This window comes from Oharaeibacter diazotrophicus, assembly GCF_004362745.1.
Classification (GTDB): domain Bacteria; phylum Pseudomonadota; class Alphaproteobacteria; order Rhizobiales; family Pleomorphomonadaceae; genus Oharaeibacter; species Oharaeibacter diazotrophicus.
Genome location: NZ_SNXY01000006.1, coordinates 1,588,939 through 1,612,548, shown reverse-complemented (window position 1 = coordinate 1,612,548; position 23,610 = coordinate 1,588,939). Strand labels below are relative to the sequence as shown.

The 23,610-nt window shown below is 72.8% G+C and carries 21 protein-coding genes; 14 read left to right on the top strand and 7 right to left on the bottom strand.

Annotation, left to right across the window (positions count from 1 at the left end; translation table 11 throughout):
* Positions 1–32: 32 nt before the first annotated feature.
* A complete protein-coding gene (locus EDD54_RS07595; protein ID WP_126541646.1) occupies positions 33–1,388 on the bottom strand; it encodes an aminotransferase-like domain-containing protein in 1,356 nt (451 codons plus the stop codon).
* Between the two features lie 124 nt (positions 1,389–1,512).
* Between EDD54_RS07595 and EDD54_RS07590 the strand changes: the two genes are divergently transcribed.
* On the top strand, positions 1,513–2,391 hold the full coding sequence (locus EDD54_RS07590) for a PhzF family phenazine biosynthesis protein (RefSeq protein WP_126541647.1): 879 nt from the start codon (positions 1,513–1,515) through the stop codon (positions 2,389–2,391).
* Between the two features lie 25 nt (positions 2,392–2,416).
* Here the strand turns inward: EDD54_RS07590 and fliP are convergent, their stop codons facing one another.
* Together fliP and EDD54_RS07580 are read right to left on the bottom strand one after the other, a co-directional pair.
* On the bottom strand, positions 2,417–3,262 hold the full coding sequence (gene fliP / locus EDD54_RS07585) for a flagellar type III secretion system pore protein FliP (RefSeq protein ID WP_126541648.1): 846 nt from the start codon (positions 3,260–3,262) through the stop codon (positions 2,417–2,419).
* Between the two features lie 180 nt (positions 3,263–3,442).
* Positions 3,443–5,278 carry a flagellar biosynthetic protein FliO gene (locus tag EDD54_RS07580; protein ID WP_126541649.1) on the bottom strand — a complete coding sequence of 612 codons (1,836 nt, stop codon included), beginning with the start codon at positions 5,276–5,278 and terminating at the stop codon, positions 3,443–3,445.
* 369 nt (positions 5,279–5,647) lie between these two features.
* Between EDD54_RS07580 and flgB the strand changes: the two genes are divergently transcribed.
* The 11 genes from flgB (at position 5,648) to EDD54_RS07525 (ending at position 16,306) form a co-directional block, all read left to right on the top strand.
* Positions 5,648–6,064: a flagellar basal body rod protein FlgB gene (gene flgB / locus EDD54_RS07575; RefSeq protein ID WP_126541650.1), complete on the top strand. Its 417-nt coding sequence runs from the start codon at positions 5,648–5,650 to the stop codon at positions 6,062–6,064.
* 14 nt (positions 6,065–6,078) lie between these two features.
* A complete protein-coding gene (flgC, locus tag EDD54_RS07570) occupies positions 6,079–6,489 on the top strand; it encodes a flagellar basal body rod protein FlgC (RefSeq protein ID WP_126541651.1) in 411 nt (136 codons plus the stop codon).
* A gap of 103 nt (positions 6,490–6,592) precedes the next feature.
* A complete protein-coding gene (fliE, locus tag EDD54_RS07565) occupies positions 6,593–6,868 on the top strand; it encodes a flagellar hook-basal body complex protein FliE (protein WP_126541977.1) in 276 nt (91 codons plus the stop codon).
* A 28-nt stretch (positions 6,869–6,896) separates the two neighbouring features.
* Complete coding sequence (gene fliQ, locus EDD54_RS07560) at positions 6,897–7,160, top strand: flagellar biosynthesis protein FliQ (protein WP_126541652.1); 264 nt, start codon at positions 6,897–6,899, stop codon at positions 7,158–7,160.
* Complete coding sequence (gene fliR, locus EDD54_RS07555; protein ID WP_126541653.1) at positions 7,157–7,921, top strand: flagellar biosynthetic protein FliR; 765 nt, start codon at positions 7,157–7,159, stop codon at positions 7,919–7,921. Before fliQ ends, fliR begins: the two co-directional genes overlap by 4 nt.
* A 10-nt stretch (positions 7,922–7,931) precedes the next feature.
* Entirely contained in the window at positions 7,932–9,008 is a 1,077-nt protein-coding gene (flhB, locus tag EDD54_RS07550) for a flagellar biosynthesis protein FlhB (RefSeq protein WP_126541654.1), read from the top strand.
* A gap of 197 nt (positions 9,009–9,205) precedes the next feature.
* Positions 9,206–10,558: a DUF1800 domain-containing protein gene (locus tag EDD54_RS07545; protein ID WP_126541655.1), complete on the top strand. Its 1,353-nt coding sequence runs from the start codon at positions 9,206–9,208 to the stop codon at positions 10,556–10,558.
* Between the two features lie 7 nt (positions 10,559–10,565).
* Positions 10,566–11,948, top strand: a complete 1,383-nt coding sequence (locus EDD54_RS07540; RefSeq protein WP_126541656.1) for a DUF1501 domain-containing protein — start codon at positions 10,566–10,568, stop codon at positions 11,946–11,948.
* A gap of 183 nt (positions 11,949–12,131) precedes the next feature.
* Positions 12,132–14,669, top strand: a complete 2,538-nt coding sequence (gene cckA / locus EDD54_RS07535) for a cell cycle histidine kinase CckA (protein WP_126535275.1) — start codon at positions 12,132–12,134, stop codon at positions 14,667–14,669.
* Between the two features lie 33 nt (positions 14,670–14,702).
* On the top strand, positions 14,703–15,851 hold the full coding sequence (locus EDD54_RS07530; protein WP_126535276.1) for a DNA cytosine methyltransferase: 1,149 nt from the start codon (positions 14,703–14,705) through the stop codon (positions 15,849–15,851).
* A complete protein-coding gene (locus EDD54_RS07525) occupies positions 15,848–16,306 on the top strand; it encodes a very short patch repair endonuclease (RefSeq protein WP_126535277.1) in 459 nt (152 codons plus the stop codon). Before EDD54_RS07530 ends, EDD54_RS07525 begins: the two co-directional genes overlap by 4 nt.
* Before the next feature lie 42 nt (positions 16,307–16,348).
* On the opposite strand, the gene EDD54_RS07520 is transcribed toward EDD54_RS07525, so the two are convergent.
* Positions 16,349–18,298 carry a putative bifunctional diguanylate cyclase/phosphodiesterase gene (locus EDD54_RS07520; protein WP_245515698.1) on the bottom strand — a complete coding sequence of 650 codons (1,950 nt, stop codon included), beginning with the start codon at positions 18,296–18,298 and terminating at the stop codon, positions 16,349–16,351.
* Between the two features lie 220 nt (positions 18,299–18,518).
* On the opposite strand from EDD54_RS07520, the gene EDD54_RS07515 reads away from it, so the two are divergent.
* Complete coding sequence (locus EDD54_RS07515; RefSeq protein WP_126535279.1) at positions 18,519–19,736, top strand: cytochrome P450; 1,218 nt, start codon at positions 18,519–18,521, stop codon at positions 19,734–19,736.
* Between the two features lie 6 nt (positions 19,737–19,742).
* On the opposite strand, the gene EDD54_RS07510 is transcribed toward EDD54_RS07515, so the two are convergent.
* From EDD54_RS07510 to EDD54_RS07500, 3 genes are read right to left on the bottom strand one after another with little or no spacing between them, the layout of a single operon-like run.
* Complete coding sequence (locus tag EDD54_RS07510) at positions 19,743–20,237, bottom strand: GNAT family N-acetyltransferase (protein WP_126535280.1); 495 nt, start codon at positions 20,235–20,237, stop codon at positions 19,743–19,745.
* On the bottom strand, positions 20,234–21,139 hold the full coding sequence (locus tag EDD54_RS07505) for a pseudouridine-5'-phosphate glycosidase (RefSeq protein WP_126535281.1): 906 nt from the start codon (positions 21,137–21,139) through the stop codon (positions 20,234–20,236). Before EDD54_RS07505 ends, EDD54_RS07510 begins: the two co-directional genes overlap by 4 nt.
* On the bottom strand, positions 21,136–22,077 hold the full coding sequence (locus tag EDD54_RS07500) for a PfkB family carbohydrate kinase (RefSeq protein ID WP_126535282.1): 942 nt from the start codon (positions 22,075–22,077) through the stop codon (positions 21,136–21,138). The genes EDD54_RS07505 and EDD54_RS07500 overlap by 4 nt, the downstream gene beginning before the upstream one ends.
* A gap of 317 nt (positions 22,078–22,394) precedes the next feature.
* On the opposite strand from EDD54_RS07500, the gene recA reads away from it, so the two are divergent.
* Positions 22,395–23,480, top strand: a complete 1,086-nt coding sequence (gene recA, locus EDD54_RS07495) for a recombinase RecA (RefSeq protein ID WP_126535283.1) — start codon at positions 22,395–22,397, stop codon at positions 23,478–23,480.
* Positions 23,481–23,610: the final 130 nt, after the last annotated feature.

The following is a 23,610-nucleotide window of genomic DNA, read 5'->3' as shown; positions in this document are numbered from 1 at the left end:
CCCGGTCGGGTGCTCCTCGCAGGGCTCGGGACTCAGATCGCCGCCATCGCGGGCGGCTCGGACAGGCCGGCGAGCACGTCGAGCGCCCGCTCAAGCGTCGGCCGGGCCGGGCCGCCGACGCTGACGCGGACGCCGCCCACGGGATCGGCGGGATCGGCGAGCGGTGCGCGCGCCGACATCAGAAGCACCCCGGCCGCGGCGGCGCGGGCGACGAACTCGGCCGCGGCGGCGGTGGGCATCGGCATCCAGAGATGGTAGCCGCCGGCGGCGAATTTGGCGTCGGGCAGCTTGGCGCGGGCGAGCGCGAGGCGGGCGCGGGCCTCCTCGCGGATGGCGCGGGCGACGACGTCGGCGGTGCCGTCGGCGAACCAGGTCTCCATGATCAGGCAGGACAGCACCGACACCGACGTGCAGGCGGCCTGAACCCGCTCGGCGGCGGCGGCGGCGAGGGCGCGCGGCACCACCAGCGCGCCGATCCGGAGCCCGGGGCTCAGCACCTTGGAGAGGCCGGTGACGTGGAGCGTGCGCTCCGGCGCCAGGGCGGCGATCGGCGGCGGCGGCGCCTCGGCGAGGCCGGCGTAGACCTCGTCCTCGACGATGGTCGCGTCGTGGCGGGCGACGAGGTCGGCGATGGCGCGCCGGCGCGCCGGGCCCATGGCGGCGGCGGTCGGGTTCTGCACCGTCGGCATCAGGTAGAGCGCGGCGCGGCGGCCGGCGCGGGCGGCGTCGGCGAGCGCCTCGGCGAGGGCGTCGGGGCGCATGCCCTCGCCGTCGACGGCGAGGCCGCGGACCTCGACGCCGCGGTGGCGGGCGAACAGCGGTACGGCCGGATAGGTGAAACGCTCGACGAGGAGCAGCGTGCCCGGCGGGCAGGCGAGGTCGAGCGCGACGGAGAGGGCGTGCTGGGCGCCGTTGGTCAGGAGCACGGTCTCGGGCGCGGCCGGCAGGCCCTGGCGGGCGAGCCAGCGCGCCATCATCGCCCGGTGTACCGGCCGGCCGGCGGAGGGCGCGTAGCCGCCGAAGGCGTCGGCGTCGAGCCGGCGGGCGACGGTGGCGAGGGTGGCGGCGAGCAGGCGGTCGTCGAGCATCTGCGGCGGCCGGTTGACCGCGAGGTCGGCCGGGCCGGCGTCGTCGGTCTTGAGGCCGGCGGCGAAACTGCCGCGGCCGTGGACGCTCTCGACGAGGCCGCGGCGCTCGAGGGCGGCGTAGGCCTTGCCGACGGTGCCGACCGCGAGGCCGAGCCGCCAGGCGACGTCGCGCTGCGGCGGCAGGCGGTCGCCGGGCGCGATCGCGCCGGACTGGAGATCCTCGGCGATCGCCGCGGCGAGCCGCTCGTGCGGCAGGCCGGAGCCGGCGAGGCGGGGCGTCCAGGGGGAGGCGAGGCGCATGGGGGATCAGGTTCCGCGACGATAGTGTGTCGGTACACTTTTCCACCTTACGGCAAAGTGTGTCACTTTGCTAGGACGGTGCGTGCCGGTCCCGCGGGGACCGTCCGATCCGGAGTGCCTTGCCATGGTCCATCGCCTCGATCTCGTCGACGTCTTCGGCACCCGCCCGTTCAGCGGCAACCCGCTGGCGGTGGTGACCGACGCGACCGACCTCGACACCGACGACATGCTGGCGATCACGCGCTGGCTGAACCTCTCGGAGACCACCTTCCTGCTGCCGCCGACCCGGCCCGAGGCCGACTACCGGGTGCGGATCTTCACGCTCTCGGGCGAACTGCCCTTCGCCGGTCATCCGACGCTCGGCACCTGCCACACCTGGCTGACGCAGAACGGCCGGCCGCGCGATCCGCGCCGGATCGTGCAGGAATGCGGCGCCGGGCTGGTCGAGATCCGACGTGGCACCGACGGCGGCCTCGCCTTCGCCGCGCCGCCGCTGCTGCGCTCCGGCAAGCCGACCGACGCCGAACTGGACGAGGCGCTGGACCTCCTCGGCATCGGCCGCGACGCGGTGGTCGACGCGCGCTGGATCGACAACGGTCCGGGCTGGCTCGGCATCATGCTCGGCTCGGCCGAGGCGGTGCTGGCGCTGGAGCCGCGGCGCGGCCACCCGCGCAAGATCGACGTCGGCGTCGTCGGCGCGCATCCGAAGGGAGCCGAGGCGGCCTTCGAGCTGCGCGCCTTCTTCAGCGACCACCGCGGCCTGATCGTCGAGGATCCGGTGACCGGCAGCCTCAACGCGTCGGTCGCCGGCTGGCTCTACGACACCGGCCGGGCGAACGGGCCCTACCGCGCCGCCCAGGGCACCCGGCTCGGCCGCGCCGGCCGCGTCGACGTCGACCGCGACGGCCGCGGCCGGATCTGGATCGGCGGGTCGACGCGAACGATGGTGGAAGGGCGCACCGTGTTCCCGCTGGTGAGCGCGCGGGCGAACCGGGCGGCGTGACCAGGGGGCGGGGCCGGCGCCGGGATCACCCGGCGCCGTAGCTGCGGATCAGGCTGCCGGCGAGCAGCGACCAGCCGTCGACCAGCACGAAGAAGATCAGCTTGAACGGCAGCGACACGGTCGCCGGCGGCAGCATCATCATGCCCATCGCCATGAGGATCGACGACACCACCATGTCGATGATCAGGAAGGGCAGGTACATCAGGAAGCCGATCTCGAAGGCGCGCCGCAGCTCGGAGATCATGAAGGCCGGGATCAGGACGCGCAGCGACAGGTCCTCGGGCGCCTCCGGCGGCTCCTCGCGGGCGAGGTCGATGAAGAGCGCGAGGTCGGCCTCGCGGACGTTGGCGCGCATGAAGGCGTGGAACGGTGCGACGGCGCGCTCGAAGCCCTCGGTCAGTTGGATCTGGCCGGCGACCACCGGGGCGACGCCGTCCTCGTAGGCGGTCTGGAACGTCGGCGCCATGATGAAGCCGGTCAGGAACAGCGCCAGCGACACCATCACCGCGTTGGGCGGTGCGGTCTGCAGGCCGATCGCGGTGCGCAGCAGCGACAGCACCACCACGATCCGGGTGAAGCTCGTCATCATCACCAGGATCGACGGCGCCAGCGACAGCACCGTGATCAGGCCGATCAGCTGGACGCCGCGCTCGGTCAGCGTGGTGCCCTGGCCGAGGCCGATGGTGATGTCCTGCGCGTGCGCCGCGCCGGCGAGCGCGAAGCCGACGGCGAGGACGCCCGCGGCCAAGGCGGTGCGCCGGGCGTGGGGCCGCCCGCGGCCGTCCTGTCGATCTCCCTGGAGGGCCGGGCCGCCGCCGGGATCCGGACCGTCCGGTCCGCCCGCCGCCGCGCCGGCGTCTGTCCGCGCCATGGCTCCGATCCGCCGCCTCGTCCGGCCTTCTCGGCCGGGTCCGCTCCCCGTTTACCGCGATTCGGGCGGCGGGTGGGGCGGTGGACGGTGACGGGGTGTGGACGGCGTGGGGCTCTCCCTCGAAACGCGACGGGCCCGGCCGTCGCCGGCCGGGCCCGTCGGGTCGCGCCGAGGCGCGTCTCAGGAACGGTTGTCGGACTTGAGGTCGCCGGCGAGTTCGTCGAGCAGGCGGGCCATCTCGTCCTCGAGGGAGGAGAAATCCGGGTCGGCCTTGGCCGGTGCGGCCGGTGCAGCCGGGCGCGCGGCGGGCTTGGCGGGTGCGGGCGCCGCGGCCTTCGGGGCGGCCTGGGGCGCGGCCGGCGACGGCGCCGCGGGTTCCGGCGCCGGGCCGGCCTTGGCGACCTCGTCGTCGAGGATGCGGGCGAGGTCGTCGGCGAGCATGGCCGAGAGGTCGGCGGACGCGGCGGGGCGGGCCGGCGCCTCGGCGGCGGCGGCCGGAGCCGCAGCGGCGGCGCGGACCGGCTCGGGCGCGGTCTCGACCTCGGGCTCGGGGACGATCTCAGCGGCCGGCGGCTCCGGGGCACGGACGACCGGCGTCGGCGCCGGGCGGGCGGCGGCGGTCACGGGGGCGGGACGGGCGGCAGGCTGCGGTGCCGGGCGCGGCTCGGCGGTCACGGCCGGCTCGGGCGCGGGCTCGACGGCGCGCGGGCGGAACCACGCCGCGGCGGCGCCGAGGGCGGTGCGGGCGGGATCGTCGCCGGTCGGCTCGGTACGGCGGGCGGCGACGGGCTCGGGGGCCTTCGGCGCGACCGGCTCGGGCGGCCGCGGCGCGGGCTCCTTCGGCGTGGACGCCACCGGTTCCGGCGCCGCGGCCTCGGCCTCGATCGGCTCGGCGCGGTCCTCGTCGATCGGGCGGGCGGCGGGGCCGCGGGTCGGGCGGACGTAGGGGATCGGCGCCGGCGGCTCGGCGGGCTCGACCGGCTCGACGCGGGCGGGGCGGCGTGCGAGCGGCGGCTCGACCCGGACGACCGGCTCGGGGCGCGTCACCGGCTCGAGGCGCGGTTCGGATCTCGGCGCGGGGTGGACGTCGGCGAGGTCGACGCGCAGCGCCTCGTCGAGGCGGCGGGCGAGGTCGTCGAAGCCGGGTTCCGGCGCGGCCGGGGCGGGCGTCTCGGCCGGCGCCGGGGCGGGGGCCGGCACGGCCGCGACGATCGGGGCGATCGGGTCAGCGTGGAACTCGGGCTTGGCGGCGACCGGCGGCACGTAGGGCTGTGGCGCCGGCTGCGGCACCGATGCCGCGGGCTCGGGCGCCGGCGACGCCGGGGCGGCGGCCTCGGTACGGGCCGGCTTCTCGGCCGGGCGGTCGTCGGACCGGACCGGGCGGATCTCGCGGGCGGCGGGGCGCGGCTGGCCCTGGCCGATGGTGCGGACGTCGGCGCGGGCGGCCGCGGCGGGCACGGGCGTCTGGGCCGGCGGCGCGACGACGACCGGCGCCGGCGCGGCGAGGACGGGGCCGCCCTGCGGCCGCGGGCGGGCGGCGGCGGGCTCGGGGGCCGGCGCCTCGGCGACGGGCGGGGCGGCCGGGCGGGCGGGCACGGCGCCGATCGGGGCCGCCGGCGCGGGCGCGACGGGCGATGCGGTCTGGCTCTGGGCGGCAGGCTGCGGCTGGGCCGGGGCGGCGCCGGGCACCGGCATCCGGCCCATGCTGCCGACGGGCAGGCCGCGGTAGATGGTCTGCTCGACGACGAGGTCGGTCGGGCCGCCGATCAGGAGGAGATGCTCGACGTTGTCGCGGCGGATCAGCACCAGCCGACGGCGCTGGTCGACCGGGGCGACGTCGAGCACGGCGACGCGCGGCTGCTTGGACCGGGCGACGACGTGGCCCGAGCCGATCATGGTGTGCTTCAGCACCCAGCGCAGCGCCAACAGCAGCGCGAGCACCACGACGACGGCGAGGACGAGCCGCGCCCATGTCGCGCCCGTCGTGCCAAACCAACTCACGAGGAAGTCCTGCATCGTCGTCACTCGTCCGATGAATTCCGGTTCGTCAGAGATCAGTATCGGCAAATTTTAAAGAATTGTCTTCCGAGCCGGTAACCATGTTCTACCGCCGCGCCCCGGCATCCGCATTCGCGAGGGCCTTCGGGGCGGTGCGGCAATTCCTGCCGCCCTTCCTTGCAGATCGGGCGGCGCCCGACAAGCGCGCAACCGGTCGCCGGACCACGGCTCGGGGCGGAATCCGGCGAATTTCCGGTCGGCCGGCCCGGTGCCGTACGGCGTCGTTAACGACCCGTTAACCACACGGGCGGCAATTCTTGCCTGCCGGCGGTTCCGGCCGGGGCGAGTCGTGCCGGCGGGACGGGGTGCGTGGAGGAGCGTCGGACGATGTCGATGACGGATATGCCGGTTCTCCAGGCGCTCAAGGAGAAGCTGCGCTTCCACGAGCAGCGGCAGAAGATCCTGGCCGAGAACGTCGCCAACGCCTCGACGCCCGGCTACGTCGGCCGCGACGTCACGGCGCCCGATTTCTTCCGCGTCGCCGCCGACATGCGCGCCGACGCCGCGGCGGGCGTGCGCCTCGCCGCCACCGACCCGCGCCATCTCGGCGGCAGCGCGCCGGCCCGGTCCCCGGTCGCCGAGGGGCGGAAGGCGCCGGCCTACGAGATCACCCCGGACGGCAACGCGGTGGTGCTCGAAGAGCAGATGATGAAGGTGACGCAGAACCAGATGGACTACCAGGCCGCCGCCTCGCTGTACCAGCGCGGCCTCGGCCTGCTCAAGACCGCGATCGGCAAGCGTTGACGGAGGTTTGAACCATGGAGTTCGACAACACGCTCAAGGTCTCGACCGCCGGCATGAAGGTGCAGACGGGACGGATGCGGGTGATCGCCGAGAACGTCGCCAACGCCGATTCCACCGGCGCGACGCCGGGCGCCGACCCCTACCGCCGCAAGATCCCGACGGTGAACGCGAAATTCGACCGCACCCTCGGCGCCACCATCGCCGAACTCGGCAAGGTCGACCGCGACAGCTCCAACTTCGACATGCGCTACGAGCCGGGCCATCCCGCCGCCGACGCCTCGGGGATGGTGAAGTACCCGAACGTGACGCCGCTGATCGAGATGACCGACCTGCGCGACGCCCAGCGCGGCTACGAGGCCAACCTCAACGTGGTCTCGTCGACGCGGCAGATGATGCTGCGCACGCTCGACCTCCTGAAGGGCTGACCGATCGTCGGCGCGCCTTCGCATCCCCTCGTGACCGCTCTTCCCCGGGAGACCCGCCTTGGCCCTCACCACCGCCCTCAACGCCTCCGGCATCTACGGCGCCATGTCGAGGCTCGCGAATCGCGGGTCGCAGGGGCAGACTGCGGCGGCCGACGGCGCCGGCGTCGACTTCGGCGCCATGCTGGAGGACAGCGTGCAGCAGGTCGTCGACCAGGGCCGGGCCGCCGAGGGCAAGCAGCGCGACCTGCTCGCCGGCAAGGCCGACATGATCGACGTGGTGACGGCGGTGAACGAGACCGAGGTGGCGCTGGAGACGATGGTCTCGGTGCGCGACCGCGTCATCTCCGCCTACGAGGAGATCATGCGGATGCCGATCTGACGGCGCTCCGCGGGGAAGGGACGACGCCATGACCGGGCCGGAGGCACTCGACATCGCCCGCGATTCCATCTGGGTCACGGTCGAGATCGCGGCGCCGACCATGCTGGTCGGGCTGGTGGTTGGCCTCGCGGTGGCGCTGGTGCAGGCGCTGACGCAGATCCAGGAGCAGACCCTGGTGTTCATCCCGAAGATCCTGACGATCTTCCTGGTGCTGCTGCTGACCTTGCCCTTCATGTCCGACGCGCTCGCCGGTTTCATGACGCGGATCACCGAGCGGATCGTCTCGGGATGACCGTCACCGTCCTGCCGGAGGTCACGGTCCTCTACCTGCTGATCTTCGCCCGGCTCGGCGCACTGGTGATGCTGATGCCGGCGCTCGGCGAACAGGCGATCCCGTCGCGGATCCGCCTCGCCTTCGCGCTGATGCTGGCGCTGGTGTTCTATCCGCTCCTGTCCGGCCGGCTGCCGCAGGGCCTTTCCGACGACCTGCCGCGGCTCCTGGTGGCGATGGTGTCGGAGGTGCTGGTGGGGCTGTCCTTCGGCCTGATCGCGCGGATGCTGCTGTCGGCGGCGCAGACCGCCGGCGCCTCGATCGCCTCGGCGGTCGGCCTCGGCTTCGCGCAGACCGTGGATCCGTCGATGGGCCAGCAGGGCGCGATCATCGGCAGCTTCATTTCACTGACCGGCATGGCGATGATCTTCGCCACCGACCTCCACCACGTCGCGCTCGCCGGCATCGCCGACAGCTACGCGATGTTCCCGCCCGGCGACGTGCTGCCTGTCGAGGACCTGCGCGACGCTGCGCTGATGACGGCGGCCGAGAGTTTCAAGGTCGGCGTGCAGATCTCGGCGCCGTTCATGGTGTTCGGCCTGATCTTCAACCTCGGGCTCGGCGTGCTCTCCAAGCTGATGCCGCAGCTGCAGGTGTATTTCCTGTCGATGCCGATCTCGATCTTCGTCGGGCTGGTGCTGGTCGCGCTGCTCTCCACCACCATGATGGGCTGGTACCTCGGACACGTCGAGACCGGCCTGATGCGCCTCGTCGCACCCTGAGGGCCCGGACATGGCCGAAGGCGGCGACGACGAGGACAAGACAGAAGAACCAACGGGCCGAAAGCTCGAACAGGCGCACGAGAAGGGCGACGTCGCCAAGAGCCAGGAGGTGGTCGCCTTCTTCACCCTCGGCGCGATCACCCTGACGGTGGCGATGGCCGGCGGGCCGGCCTCGCACGCGCTCCTGCCGGCGCTGCGCGGCCTGCTGGAGCACGCCGCCGAACTCTCGGTCGACGGCGGCGGGCTCAGGCGGCTCTACGGCACGCTCGGCCTCGCGATCGGCACGGCGATCGTCGGGCCGTTGGCGATCCTGGCGGTCGGCGGCGTGATCGGCCACATGATCCAGCATCGGCCGGTGCTCTCGGCCGAGCAGATGATCCCGAAGTTCTCGAAGATCTCGCCGCTGTCGGGGCTGAAGCGGATGTTCTCGCCCGACGGGCTGATGAACTTCGTGAAGGGCCTCGTCAAGATCGTGCTGGTCGGGGCGGTGATGACCGCGGTGCTGTGGCCCGAGCGCGAGCGGCTCGACGGCCTCGTCACCACCGACCTCGCCGTGCTGCTCGGCATCGCCCAGGCGAGCGCGGTGCGCATGCTCGGCGCCATGACCGCCGCGCTGTTCTTCGTGGCGGTGCTCGACTACGGCTGGGTGCGCTGGCGCTGGCTGAAGCGGCAGCGGATGTCGCTGCAGGAGATCAAGGAGGAGCACAAGCAGACCGAGGGCAACCCCGAGGTCAAGGGCAAGATCCGCCAACTGCGCATGGAGCGGGCGCGCAAGCGCATGCTGACCGCGGTGCCGTCGGCGACCGTGGTGGTGACCAACCCGACCCACTATGCCGTGGCGCTGAAATACGAGACCGGCATGCAGGCGCCGGTCTGTGTCGCCAAGGGCGTCGACGAGGTGGCCCTCCGGATCCGCGAGCTCGCGGTGGAGCACAAGGTTCCGATCGTCGAGAATCCGCCGCTCGCCCGCGCGTTGTACGCCACCGCCGAACTCGACCAGCTGATCCCGGAAAATCATTACCGCGCCGTCGCCGAAGTCATCGGCTTCGTCATGAATTTGAGGAAAAAAGCGCGCTGGCGGGAATAACCGGCGCTTAAATACGATTTGCAGAGGGGCGAGACATATTGTTCGCCGCAGGGATAATACGTTCCGGGACTTGGTAGTTGGACGGACGGCGTAAAGCCTTTCGTCACCTTTCCGGGGCGATCGGAGGGACCAGGGTGTCCCGGTCAGCGACCGGCCGCGCGGCGTGCGGCGGCGGTCGCTCGGGTTGGGGGTTGGACATGGCTGCAACGAGCAGGGCGCAGCAGGCCCGGATCGCGCTCCAGCGGTTCGGACTGGGGGCGAAGCCGGGCGGGTTCTCCAAGATCGCCGGAGATCCGATCGCGGCGGTGAAGGCGGAACTCGACAATCCGGACATCGCGTCGATCACCGACACGCGGCTGCAGAGCTACGCGACCGTCTGCCGGCTGTCGCAGCTCGGCTTCGACAAGGCCGAGAAGATCCGGTCGGTGGAGCTCGAGGCGCGGATGCGCAAGCACCTCGGGCCGGTGGTCGGCTTCGTGGAGCGGCTGGTGCTGTTCTGGAGCAACCACTTCTCGATGTCGATCAACAAGTCCGAGACGGTGCGCGGCACGCTCGGCCATTTCGAGCGGGCGGTGGTCCGGCGCAACGTGCTCGGCAACTTCCAGACCATGCTCAAGGCCGCGATCCAGCATCCGGCGATGATCGACTATCTCGACAACGACGATTCGATCGGGCCGAACTCGATCGACGGCAAGAACTGGAACGCCGGCCTCAACGAGAACCTCGCCCGCGAGATTATGGAGCTGCACACGCTCGGCTCGGGCGCCGGCTACGACGAGACCGACGTCACCCAGCTCGCCAAGATCATCACCGGATGGTCGTTCGTGCGCGGCTGGGAGGCCCAGTACCACTACAACGGCGGCAAGGCCTCCAACAACGGCCAGTTCATCTTCCGCACCCGCTGGCACGAGCCCGGTCACGTCAAGCTGCGCGGCAAGCTCTACGGCGGCGCGGGCATGAAGCAGGGCCTCGATGCGCTCACGGACCTCGCCACCGCGCGCGAGACCGCCGAGCACATCGCCTTCAAGCTGGTGCTGCACTTCGTCACCGACGACCCGACTCCGGCGATGGTGAAGCCGGTCGCCGACGCCTTCTACAAGACCCGCGGCAACCTCAAGGCGACCTATCTGGCGCTGCTCGACTTGCCCGAGGCGTTCACGCTGCCGCTCGGCAAGGTGCGCCGGCCCTACGAGCTGGCGGTGGCGCAGATGCGCGCGCTCGGCTTCTTCCCCAACAAGGACAACGGCTGGGCCGTCACCGAGCCGCTGCGGGCCATGAACAACCTGCCCTGGGAGCATCCGACCCCCGACGGCTACGCCGACGAGAGCAGCTACTGGCTCGACCCCGACGGCATGACGATCCGGCTCGACACCGCGATGATGACCCATCAGGTGTTCAACCGGAAGCCGAAGCACTCGGCGAGCGACCTTGCGCGCTTCCTGTTCGGCTCGACGCTGTCGGAGGAGACGCGGCGGCGGATCGCCGGCGCCCCCGACGCCAACGCGCGCTTCACCACCCTGCTGATCTCCTCCGAATTCCAGCGCAGGTGACCCCGAGATGTCCCGCCACGACCACGACCACGACCACGGCCCGGCCGACCTCGGTCTCCCCTCCGCCGTCCTCGGGCGCGCCACCGAGGGCTGCGCCGAATCCCGCCTGCTGGTGAGCCGGCGCGCCGCGCTCGGCATCACCGCCGGCCTGTTCTCCTCCGCCTTCGTGCCGCGCTGGGCCGAGGCCGCCACCGGCGACCCGCGCCTCCTGGTGGTGGTGCTGCGCGGCGGCATGGACGGCATCAACACCGTCATCCCGCACGGTGACGGGTCCTACAACGAGATGCGCGGCAACATCGCGATCTCGCGGGCGCAGTCGATCGGCCTCGACGACTTCTTCAGCCTGAACAAGGCGCTGACCGGCTTCGGCGACCTCTTCAAGGCCGGCGACGCCGCGGTGGTGCACGCGGCCGGCCTGCCGCTGCGCAACCGCTCGCACTTCGACTGCCAGGACAATCTCGAGAACGGCCTGCCCGGTCTCGGCTCCAACTCGACCGGCTGGATGAACCGGCTGCTGACGGCGATGCCGCAGGGCTCGCCGATCGTCAGCCGCGGCGCGATCCAGATCGGCGAGGCGCCGCTCCTGCTGCGCGGCCCCGCGCCGGTGCTCGGCTGGTCGCCGACGTGGTTCCAGCACCCGGACGCGACGCTGACCGACCGCGTCGTCCAGATGCTGCGCAACACCGACGGCGAACTCGCCGGCGCGCTCGAGCGTGGCCTCAAGGCCGACGCGCTCGCCGAGCAGGTCGACGACGGCTCGGGCTGGGTATCGACCTTCCGGCAGTCGTTCCGCGGCGCCGGCCGACTGCTCGCCGCCGCCGACGGGCCGCGGATGGCGGTGCTGTCGGTCAACAACTTCGACACCCACTCCGACCAGGGCGTCACCTCCGGCTACCTGTTCGACGCGCTCGCCGAACTCGACATCGCGCTGAAGGACTTCAAGGAAGCGGTCGGCGACGTCTGGAAGGACACCGTGATCGTGATGGCGACCGAGTTCGGCCGCACTGTCCACGTCAACGGCACCAAGGGAACCGACCACGGCGTCGGCACCGTGGCGATGCTCGCGGGCGGTTCGGTCGCCGGCGGCAAGGTGCTGGGCACCTGGCCGGGCATCGCCAAGAAGGACCTCTACGAGGAGAGCGACCTGACCCCGACCACCGACCTCCGGGCGATCTTCAAGGGCGTGCTGATGGACCACATCGGCGTGCCGAAGGACGTGCTCGACGAGACGGTGTTCCCCGGCAGCGCCGACGTGCCGGCGATGACCGGTCTCGTCAAGCCGTCGGCGACCAGCGGCGCCCGCCTCGCGGCGGCGGCTGGGACCTACCGGGCCGCGGGGCTCCGGCCGGCAGCCGCGATCGCCCGCTACCGCCAGCGCTACGGGGCTTGAGGTCGGCCGAAAAGCCGAACTTCCCCGGGGAGTGCGCGTTCCGGCCCCGCGCGGCGCTTTGCCCGCCGCGCGGGGACCGTTATTGATGGAACCGAGAACCCGGGCGATTCTCCGGCGGGAGGCCCCGCCCACGAGGCCCGGGACGGTCCGACAATCGATGCGGCGAGCCGGGACGACGACAGGATGAGCGACAGCGAGGCCGCCCCCTCGGTCGAGGCGCCGATCGTGGACCGCTCCGAGCGCGGCGGAAACGTCGGGCTCTTGGTCACCCTGGCGTTGTCGCTGGTGGCCGCGGCCGGCGTGTTCGCCATGCTCGACCGTTCGCGCGCCGAGCCCTACGTGCTCGGCCTGCTCGGGCTGCTGGCGGTGGTCGGCGTGTTCTCGCTGTTCGCCGGCGCGATCGGCCTGATCCGCTTCGGCGCCCGCAACGACCGCCAGCACGCCCTCGCCAAGCGCTTCCTCGACACCATGACCGACGGCGTCTGCCTGACCGACGTCGAGGGCCGGATCGTCTACGCCAACGCCGCCTACGGCCGGCTGATCCGGGCGGAGACGCCGAGCGAGGTGCGCACGGTCGAGCGGGTGTTCTCGGGCGACCCCGACGCCGCCGACGTGATCTTCCGCCTCGCCCAGGCCGCCCGCGAGGGCCGCAGCGCCCGCGAAGAGGTGCGGCTCGCCCATCCGATCGGCCGTTCCGACGGCTCGCCGCGCTGGTACCGCATCCGCGTCCGCCCGCTACCCGACGCGGCGCGGCCGCTGTCGGTGTGGCAGATCGCCGACGTCACGCGCGACCGCGACGAGCAGGAGGACAGCTTCCAGGCGCTGCAGCGCGCGGTGAACTTCCTCGACCACGCCCCGGCCGGCTTCTTCTCGGCCGACGCGCTCGGCCACATCGTCTACATGAACGCGACGCTGGCCGACTGGCTCGGCTACGACCTCGCCGAGTTCGAGGCCGGCAGGATCGGCCTCTCCAATCTCGCGGCCGGCGACGGCGCGGCGCTGCTCGACGGCGTGCGCGGCGCGCCCGGCGAGGTGCGCACCGGCATCGTCGACCTCGACCTCGTCAAGCGCAACGGCCAGAGCCTGCCGGTGCGACTGATCCACCGGGTGCCGGTCGGCGCCGACGGCGGGGTCGGCGACAGCCGGACGCTGGTGCTGAACCGCTCGCCCGGCGAGGACATCTCGGAATCGCTGCGCGCCGCCGAGGTGCGCTTCGCCCGCTTCTTCAACAACACGCCGGTCGCGATCGCCGGCATCGACAAGGACGGCCGGCTCGGGCGCACCAACGCGCCGTTCATGCGCATCTTCGGCTCGTTCCTGAAGGTGGAGCCGACGGCGGCGCGCGGCCGGCTGACCGACGTGGTCGCCGAGCGCGACCGGCTCGCGGTGGTCGAGGCGCTGAAGGGCGCGCTGACCGGCCAGGGTCAGGTGCCGCCGATCGACGTCAGCCTCGCCGACGACAAGGCGCGCTCGGCGCGCTTCTTCGTCTCGCCGGTGGAGGAGGGCGCCGGCGACGGCGAGGTGGCGGTGGTCTACGCGCTCGAGACCACCGAACAGCGCGCCCTCGAGGCCCAGTTCGCGCAAGGCCAGAAGATGCAGGCGATCGGCCAACTCGCCGGCGGCGTCGCGCACGACTTCAACAACGTGCTGACGGCGATCATCGGCTTCTCCGACCTGCTGCTCGCCAACCATCGGCCGACCGATCCGTCCTTCCAGGACATCATGAACATCAAGCAGAACGCCAACCGGGCCGCCGGCCTCGTGCGGCAGCTGCTGGCGTTCTCGCGGCGGCAGACGCTGCGCCCGCAGGTCCTGAACCTCTCCGACGTGCTCTCGGACCTCTCGATCCTGCTCGACCGCCTGCTCGGCGAGAAGGTGCAGCTGAGGATGGTGCACGGCCGGGACCTGTGGACCGTGATGGCCGACCTCAACCAGCTCGAGCAGGTGGTGATCAACCTCGCGGTCAACGCCCGCGACGCCATGCCCGAGGGCGGGCGGCTCGAGATCCGCACGCTCAACCTGCCGGCCGGCGAGGTCGGCGCGCTCGGCTACAAGGGCATGCCCGCGGCCGACTACGTGGTGCTCGAGGTCGAGGACACCGGCACCGGCATCCCCGAGGAGATCATCGAGAAGATCTTTGAGCCGTTCTTCTCGACCAAGGAGGTCGGCAAGGGCACCGGCCTCGGACTCTCGACGGTCTACGGCATCGTCAAGCAGACCGGCGGCTACATCTGGCCCCACTCCGAGATGGGCGTCGGCACGACGTTCCGGATCTTCCTGCCGCGCCACGTCCAGGTCGCCGAGGCGCAGCCGAAGCGCCCGGTCGAGCAGACGCCGATGGCGGACCTCACCGGCAACGCCATCATCCTCTTGGTCGAGGACGAGGAGGCGGTGCGCGCCTTCGCCGCCCGGGCGCTCGCCTCGCGCGGCTACACCGTGCACGAGGCCTCCACCGGCGCCGAGGCGCTCGAGGTGATGAAGGAGACCGACGGGCGGATCGACCTCGTGGTCTCCGACGTGGTGATGCCGGAGATGGACGGCCCGTCGCTGCTGCGCGAGCTGCGCAAGACCCGGCCGGACCTCAAGATCATCTTCGTCTCCGGCTACGCCGAGGACGCCTTCAAGAAGAACCTGCCGGAGAACGAGCAGTTCAACTTCCTGCCGAAACCCTTCAGCCTCAAGCAGTTGGCGACGACGGTGAAGGAGACGCTGGCGGAGTGAGCGCGGGGTGACGAGGGCGGGATCGGAGGCGGCATGAGGGTCGCGGGCCTGTTCGCCGGCATCGGCGGTTTCGAGCGCGGCCTCGCCGCGGCCGGGCACGGGACGGCGCTGGCGTGCGAAATCTGGGAGCCGGCGCGGGCGGTGCTGGCGGCGCGCTTCCCGGGTCTTGCGGTCGCGCGCGACGTGGCGGCGCTGGACCGACTGCCGGAGGACGTCGACCTCGTCGTCGGCGGCTTTCCGTGCCAGGACCTCAGTCAGGCCGGGACGACCGCGGGCATCGACGGTGGCCGCTCGGGCCTCGTCGGCCACGTGTTCCGGCTGCTCGACGCCCGACCGGCGCCGTGGGTGGTGCTCGAGAACGTCTCCTTCATGCTCCATCTCGACCGCGGGCGGGCGATGACCCGGCTGGTCGAGGCCTTCGAGGCGCGCGGCTACCATTGGGCCTATCGGGTGGTCAACTCGCTCGCCTTCCTGCCGCAGCGGCGCGAGCGGGTGATCTTCGTGGCGACGACGACCGCCGTCGATCCGGCCGGCGTGCTGTTCGCCGACGACGCCGCGCCGCCCGCGACGACCACCGCGCTCGGCACTCACGCCCACGGCTTCTACTGGACCGAGGGCGTGCGCGGTCTCGGCTGGGCGGCGGACGCTGTGCCGACGTTGAAGAACGGATCGACGGTCGGCATCGCCTCGCCGCCGGCGGTGCTCTTGCCGGACGGGCGGGTCGTCACGCCCGACATCCGCGACGCCGAGCGGCTGCAGGGCTTCCCGGCCGGCTGGACCGAGCCGGCGACGGCGGCGGCGCGCGGATCGCTGCGCTGGGCGCTGGTCGGCAACGCGGTGACGGTGCCGGTGGCCGAATGGGTCGGGCGTCGGCTCGCCTCGCCCGGCGTCCACGACACCGCGCGCGACGGCCCCCTCGACGGACGCTGGCCGCGCGCCGCCCGCTCCGACGGCCGCGACCGCCGGGCCGTCGCGATCGGGGCGTTTCCGGTCTGGCGCGACCGTCCGCCGCTCGCCGCGTTCCTGTCCCATCCGGGCAAGCCGCTGTCGAGCCGGGCGACCCGCGGCTTCCTCGGCCGCGCCGGCCGCGGCACGCTGCGTTTCGCACCCGGTTTCCTCGACCGGCTGCGCGACCATCTCGGGCGCATGGACGGAGCGGCGCAGGGGATCGCCGCGGAATGAACCGGCCGCCGCCGTCGAGCCCCGAACGCAGCGACCTGATGCGGCGGGTCAGGCGGCGCGGCACCGCGCCGGAGACGCTGGTCGCCGGGATGCTGCGCGCGCTCGGCCTCGCCTATCGGCTCGACGTCGCCGGGCTGCCGGGGCGGCCCGATTTCGCCAACCGGCGCCGGCGCTGGGCGCTGTTCGTCAACGGCTGCTTCTGGCACCACCACACCGGCTGTCGCGCCGCCACGATCCCGAAGGCCAACAGGGCCTTCTGGACGGAGAAGCTCGCCGCCAACCGCCGCCGCGACGCCAAGGCGATCCGCGCGCTCAGGGCGGCCGGCTTCCGGGTCGTGCTGGTGTGGGAATGCGAGACGCGCCGGCCCGAGGTCCTGCGCGCCCGGCTCGCGTGCCTGCTCGGCGACCGTCGCGGCCGACCGGTGCCCGAACCGGAGCCGGCGCAAGGGCCGTGACCGCGCGCCGTGGCGGCGCGTCGGCGTTTCGCGCGATCGGTTTCACGCCCTGCTGCGGCGGGGGGCGGCGGCGGCGAAGTCGGCGAGCCAGCGGTCGAGCTCGTCGGCGCGCATGGCGCGGCCGAAATACCAGCCCTGGCCGCTGTCGCAGCCGAGTTCTGCGAGGCGGGCGGCCATGGCCGCGGTCTCGACGCCCTCGGCGAGCACCTCGCAGCCGAGCGAGCGGCCGAGCCCGACGACGGCCTGGACAAGGGAGCGGTTGTGGCCGTCGCCGTCGAGGTCGTGGACGAACTGGCGGTCGATCTTGATGCGGTCGACCTCGAGCCGGCTCATGTAGGCGAGCGAGGAGAAGCCGGTGCCGAAGTCGTCGACGGCGATCTTGACGCCCATCAGCCTGAGCGCCGCGAGCTTGGGGCCGCAGAGATCGAGGTCGATCATCGCGTCCTCGGTGATCTCGATCTCGATGCCGTCGACCCGGCCGACGGCGTCGCCGGCGATCTCGGCGACCAGTTCGGGCAGGGGGAAGAACGGCAGGTCGCGTGGCGAGACGTTGACGGCGACGCGGATGTCGCGCCAGCCGTGGGCGGCGAGCAGACCGCGGACGGCGACGGAGGCCTCGAGCACGTAGGCGGTTAGGCGGGCGGCCGAATAGACCCGGCGGGCGGCGTCGACGATCGCCGGCGGGTCGATCCAGCCCATCAACGGGTGGTGCCAGCGCACCAGCGCCTCGACGCCGACCAGCCGACCGTCGACCAGCGAGACCTGCGGCTGGAAGTGGACCTCGACCTCGTGGCGGTCCATCGCCGTGGGCAGGTCGTGCTCGACGACGCGTTGGGCGTGGCGGCGCGACAGCATGTCGATGTCGAAGTGGCAGGGCCGGCCCTTGCCGGCGTCCTTGGCGGAATAGAGCGCCATGTCGGCGTGGGAGACGAGGCTCTGGCGATCGCCGCCGTGATCCGGATAGACCGCGATGCCGACGCTGCAGCCGAGCACCACCGGCTGACCGGCGACCGAGAAGGGCTCGGCCATGTGGTGGATCAGGCGCTGGGCGAGGCCGTCGGCGACGGTGCCGGCCTCGTCGTCGCCGAGGGCGACGGCGAACTCGTCGCCGCCGGTGCGGCTGACCGAGGCGCCGGCCGGCACCAGGGCGAGGATGCGGGCGGCGGTCTCGGCCAGCGCGGTGTCGCCGGCCGGATGGCCCTGGCTGTCGTTGACCGCCTTGAAGTTGTCGAGATCGATCAGGAGCAGGGCGACCTTGCCGCCGCGCAGCGCGGCCCGGGCGATGCGGTCATCGAGGTCGTTGGCGAAGCCGCTGCGGTTGAGGAGCCCGGTGAGCGGGTCGTGGTCGACGAGGTGGACCAGCCGCTCGTTGGAGCGCTCGAGTTCGCCGGCGGCGACCGAGAGCGAGCGCGAGGCGGCTTCCTGCGCGAGCGCGAGGCGGAAGTGCTCGACGTAGCGCCGTTCGCCGACCAGCGCCGAACGGACGAGCACGGCGCCGTAGGTGAGGATCGCGACGTCGAGGATCCAGACGTCGGGATCCCCGAGCGTGAACAGGGCGGCGACCAGCGACAACGTGCAGGGCGTCGCGAAGAAGATCGTCACGGGGGCATAGGCGGTGTTCACCGTGACGACGCTGGCCGCCAAACTGAACAGCACCATGATGGTGGCGAGGCCGCGCAGGTCGAGGTCGCCGCGCGACACCACCAGCCAAGGCACCACCGCCCAGGCGAGCCCCGAGATCGTCGCCATGACGACGGCGAGGCGCAGCACTCGTTCGGGATCCCGCTCGAGCGAGCGCCGGGCGTGGTCGATCACGCCCCAGCGGACCGCGTAGGTGGCGGCGAGCAGCGCGTACCAGCCGCCGAGCACGGGGAGGGCGATGGCATCCGCGAGGAGCAGGAAGACGGCGCCACCGATCACGAGCGCGAGCGGCGCGATCTCGCGGACGGAGCGCACCGCCGCCTTCGCCTGCTCGACGCGCTCGGGTACCACGCCCAAGGCCGCCTCGTCCGTCATCGCGCCCCGCAGAGCTCCCCGGGAAATGCCGCGGCGGCCGGTGTCGCCGGCGGTGCCGTCCGCGAACGATGGTCCCGGCGCATTAAGGAACGTTCAATGCCGATGCAAATCATCATGTCATAAGTGTTTCCGCCATATGCACGCTGCAGGCGGCGCGGCTCTGGACGCCGCCCCGGCGGCCGGCTATCGACGGGCCATGACGCAGCGCCCGATCTTCCGCCAGTCGCCGACCGATCCCGTCTTCGTGCAGGACCCCTATCCCGCCTACGAGCGCATGCGGGCGCTCGGACCGGCGGTGTTCTGGGAAGACTACGGCATGTGGTGCCTGACCGGCTTCGAGGCGGTCGGCGCCCTGTTCCGCGACCGCCGCTTCGGCCGCGAGGTGCTGCACGTGGCGAGCCGGGCCGAACTCGGCTGGCCGGAGATCCCGGCGCATCTCGCGCCGTTCTACGCGGTCGAGGCGCATTCGCTGCTGGAACGCGAACCGCCGGTGCACACGCGCCTGCGCGGCCTCGTCAACCGCGCCTTCGTCAGCCGCGCCGTCGAGCGGCTGCGCCCGCGCATCGCCGCCCTCGCGGAAGAGGCGATCGACGGCTTCGAGGCCGAAGGCCGCGTCGACCTCCTCGCGCGCTTCGCGACGCCGATCCCGGTGATCGTGATCGCCGAACTGCTCGGCGTGCCCGCCGCGATGTCGGACCGGCTGCTCGACTGGTCGCACCGCATGGTGGCGATGTACCAGTTCAACCGGACGCGGGCGGTGGAGGACTCCGCCGTCGCCGCAACCGAGGACTTCGTCGCCTTCATGCGCGGCTACGTCGAAGAGCGCCGCTCGCGCCCGGCCGACGACCTGATCAGCCACCTGATCGCCGCCGAGACCGCTGGCGAGCGCCTGACCACCGACGAACTCGTCACCACCTGCATCCTGGTGCTGAACGCCGGCCACGAGGCGACCGTGCACGCGATCGGCAACGGCGTGAAGGCCCTGCTCGAGACCGGCGTCGACACCGCCGCCGCCTTCGCCACCCCCGCGGGCACCGAGACGCTGTGCGAGGAGCTGCTGCGCTACGACGCGCCGCTGCACATGTTCACCCGCTACGCCCTCGAGGACGTCGAGATCGCCGGCGCGCGGCTGAACCGCGGCGACGAGATCGGCCTCCTGCTCGGCGCCGCCAACCGCGACCCCGCCCGCTTCGCCGATCCCGCCCGGCTGTTGCCGGACCGCGCCGACGTCGCCAGCCTGTCCTTCGGCGCCGGCATCCACTTCTGCATCGGCGCACCGCTGGCCCGGCTCGAGCTGCAGGCGGCGCTGCCGGTGCTGTTCCGCCGCCTGCCGGGCCTCCGCCTCGCCGCGCCGCCGGTCTACGCCGACCGCTACCACTTCCACGGCCTGGAACGGCTCGACGTGGCGTGGTGAGGTCGGCTACGGCCGCCCGCGGAGCACCAGCTTCATGCCGACGTGGGAGGCGGTGAAGCCGAGCCGTTCGTAGAAGCGGTGGGCGTCACGGCGCGAGACGTGGCTGGTGAGCTGGACCTGCGCACAGCCCTTGTCGCGGGCGATGTCGACGGCGTGGCCGACCAGCGCGGCCCCGACGCCGCGCCCGCGCAGCGACGCCGCGACCCGGACCGATTCGATGGTGGCGCGGCGCATGCCGACGCTCGACAAGCCGACCGTCTCGGTGAGCTGGAGGCAGCCGACCACGCTGCCGTCGACGTCCTCGGCGACCAGCAGCGTCTCGCGCGGATCGGCGTCGAGCTCGGCGAAGGCGTCGAGATAGGCGGCCGGCAGCGGATCCTCGACGCGCTCGCGGCCGGCGCCGAGGGCGTCGTCGGCGAGCAGCCGGACGATCGCCGGAACGTCGTCGCGGTGGGCGCGGCGAAACCGGACGCCGACGACGGCGGCGGGGTCCGCGCTCACGACAGCGCCACCGCGATCGCCGCGGCGACGCGGGCGTTGTTCTTCACCAGCGCGACGTTGGTGGCGAGGCTCCGGCCGGCGGTGCGTTCTAGGATGTCGCCGAGCAGGAAGGGCGTGACCGCCTTGCCGACGACGCCGGCGGCCGCGGCGGCGGCGAGCGACGCGGCGATGTGATCGGCCATCTCCGCGGCCGGGATCTCGTCGGCCGCGGGCACCGGGTTGGCGACCAGCATGCCGCCGCCGACCCCGAGCGCCTCGCGGGCGCGCTGGAAGGCGGCGACGCCGGCGGCGTCGTCGATCGTCAGCGGCGCCTTCAGGCCGGAGCGGCGCGACCAGAAGGCCGGGAACTCGTCGGTGCCGAAGCCGACCACCGGCACCCCGCGGGTCTCCAGCACCTCGAGCGTCTTCGGCACGTCGAGGATGGCCTTGGCGCCGGCGGCGACCACGATCACCGGCGTGCGGGCGAGTTCGTCGAGGTCGGCGGAGACGTCGAAGCTCTCCTCCGCGCCGCGGTGGACGCCGCCGATGCCGCCGGTGGCGAAGACGCGGATGCCGGCCCGGTCGGCCGCGATCATGGTGGCCGCGACCGTTGTCGAGCCGGGCCGGCCGGTGGCGACGGCGTAGGCGAGGTCGGCGCGCGACAGCTTCATCACGCCGTTCGCCTTGCCGAGCGCCTCGAGTTCGTCGGGCGAAAGGCCGATCCGGATCCGGCCGTCCAGCACCGCGATGGTGGCCGGCACCGCGCCGCCGGCGCGCACGACGTCCTCGACCGCGCGGGCGGTCTCGACGTTGGCCGGCCAGGGCATGCCGTGGGTGACGATGGTCGATTCGAGCGCGACCACCGGCCGGCCGGCGGAAAGCGCGGCGGCGACCTCTGCGGTGGGCGTCAGCAGCGGGTTCATGGGCGGGCTCCTTCGAGGGAGGGGGCGAGGGCGGCGACGACGTCGGCGGGCAGGCGGGCGAGGGCGCCCGCACCGGCGAGCGCGGCGCGGGCGGCGGCAATGCCGACGTCGACCGCGTCGGCGAGCGGGCGGCCGTGGGCGAGGGCGGCGAGGGTGCCGGCCGAGAGCGCGTCGCCGGCGCCGGTGACGTCGACGACCGGGCAGGCCGGCACCGGGCGCAGCGTCACCGTGCCGCCGTCGAGCACCGCGACCGGCCGTGCGCCGCCGGTGACGACGGCGCGGCGGGCGCCGAGCCCGGCGAGCGCGGCGGCGGCCGCGGCGGGATCGGCCAGCGGCCGGCCGGCCAACGTCTCGGCCGACGGCAGGTTGACGAAGACGAGCGCGCCGGCGCCGAGTACGGCCGCGAGTCGCGGCGCCTTCGCCCGCGATATCGCGTCGACGGCGAGGCGCGGGCCGAAGCGCGCCGCGAGCCCGGCGAGCGCGGCGACCGGCAGGTTGGCATCGGCGAACACGGTCCCCGCGGCGGCGAGCGCCGGGCTGGCGTCGAGCTCGGCCGGCGTGACGCGGTCGTAGATCGAAAGATCCGAGACGCCCGCGACGAGTTCGCCGTCCGCGCCGTGAACCGCCACGTAGGTTCCGGTGCGCGCGTCCGCGTCGACGCGGAGTTCGACCGGGCCGATGCCGGCGGCGGCGAGGGCGTCGGCGAGGGCGCGGCCGGCCGGATCGTCGCCGACGCGGCCGACGAAGCCGACGGGTAGCCCCGCGCTCGCCACCAGCACGGCGACGTTGCGGGCGACGCCGCCGGGGCGTTCCGCGATCACGCCGGGGCAGGAGGTGGCGGGCTCGAAGGCGTCGAGCGTGCGGGCGACGACGTCGCGGTGGCAGCCGCCGACGAAGACGAGCGGGCCGGCGCCGGCATCGAAGGCATGGTCGGTCATCGCAAGGTCGCCCCTCGGGGCGGCGGCGCGCCCGGACGGCGAGGGACATGCCGCGCCGGCGCCGCGGCGTCAAGGCGGGGCGGCGAGGCGGACGCGGCGCCGGGGCGAGTCGCGGCGGATCCGCGGGACCGGGGCCGCCGGCGCGAGGGTGCGGACCGGCCGGGCGGAGTGCCGAAATTGCCGGAACGTTCCATGGACACGGCGCGGGAACGCATTTTGATTCAGATGGTTGAGGTCACGCTTGCAAACAGGAACAAAATGCGTACATTGGATCCGAGTTTGAAAGCCGCCGCCGCTCGTGGAATAAGGGATCGGACATGTCGCAGAACACGCTCCGCCTCGTCGAAGGAACCTCCATGGACAAGACCAAGGCGCTCGACGCCGCCCTGTCTCAGATCGAGCGCGCCTTCGGCAAGGGCTCGATCATGCGGCTCGGCCAGGGCCAGGCCGTCGAAGTGGAGACGGTCCCGACCGGCTCGCTCGGCCTCGACATCGCGCTCGGCGTCGGCGGCCTGCCGCGCGGGCGCATCGTCGAGATCTACGGCCCGGAATCCTCGGGCAAGACGACGCTCGCCCTGCACACCGTCGCCGAGGCGCAGAAGCGCGGCGGCGTCTGCGCCTTCATCGACGCCGAGCACGCGCTCGACCCGGTCTACGCCCGCAAGCTCGGCGTCAACCTCGACGACCTCCTGATCTCGCAGCCCGACGCCGGCGAACAGGCGCTCGAGATCACCGACACGCTGGTGCGCTCCGGCGCGATCGACGTGCTGGTGGTCGACTCGGTGGCGGCGCTGACGCCGAAGGCCGAACTCGAGGGCGAGATGGGCGACAGCCTGCCCGGCATGCAGGCCCGCCTGATGAGCCAAGCGCTGCGCAAGCTGACGGCGTCGATCTCGCGCTCGAAGACCATGGTGATCTTCATCAACCAGATCCGCATGAAGATCGGCGTGATGTTCGGCAGCCCGGAGACGACGACGGGCGGCAACGCGCTCAAGTTCTACGCCTCGGTCCGCCTCGACATCCGCCGCGTCGGCGCGATCAAGGCGCGCGACGAGATCGTCGGCAACCAGACCCGCGTCAAGGTGGTCAAGAACAAGCTCGCCCCGCCGTTCAAGGAGGTCGAGTTCGACATCATGTACGGCGAGGGCGTCTCCAAGCTCGGCGAACTGGTCGACCTCGGCGTCAAGGCCGGCATCGTCGAGAAGTCGGGCGCCTGGTTCTCCTACAACAGCCAGCGCCTCGGCCAGGGCCGCGAGAACGCCAAGCAGTTCCTCAAGGACAACCCGGCGACGGCCAACGAGATCGAGCAGGCGATCCGCCAGAGCGCCGGCGTGATCGCCAACGCGATCATGCAGGGCACGCCGGAGCCGGACGCCGAGGGTACCCCGCCCACCTTCGATTGAAGGCCGGCGGAAACGCCGGGGCGGGCCGCGCCCCGGTGCGCTTCGTCCTCCTGGACAGGCCGGAACGCCACGGATAAAACGCCGTGAACGTTGCGCCGCGGGCCTCGACGGACCGCGGCGCCTGCCGTTC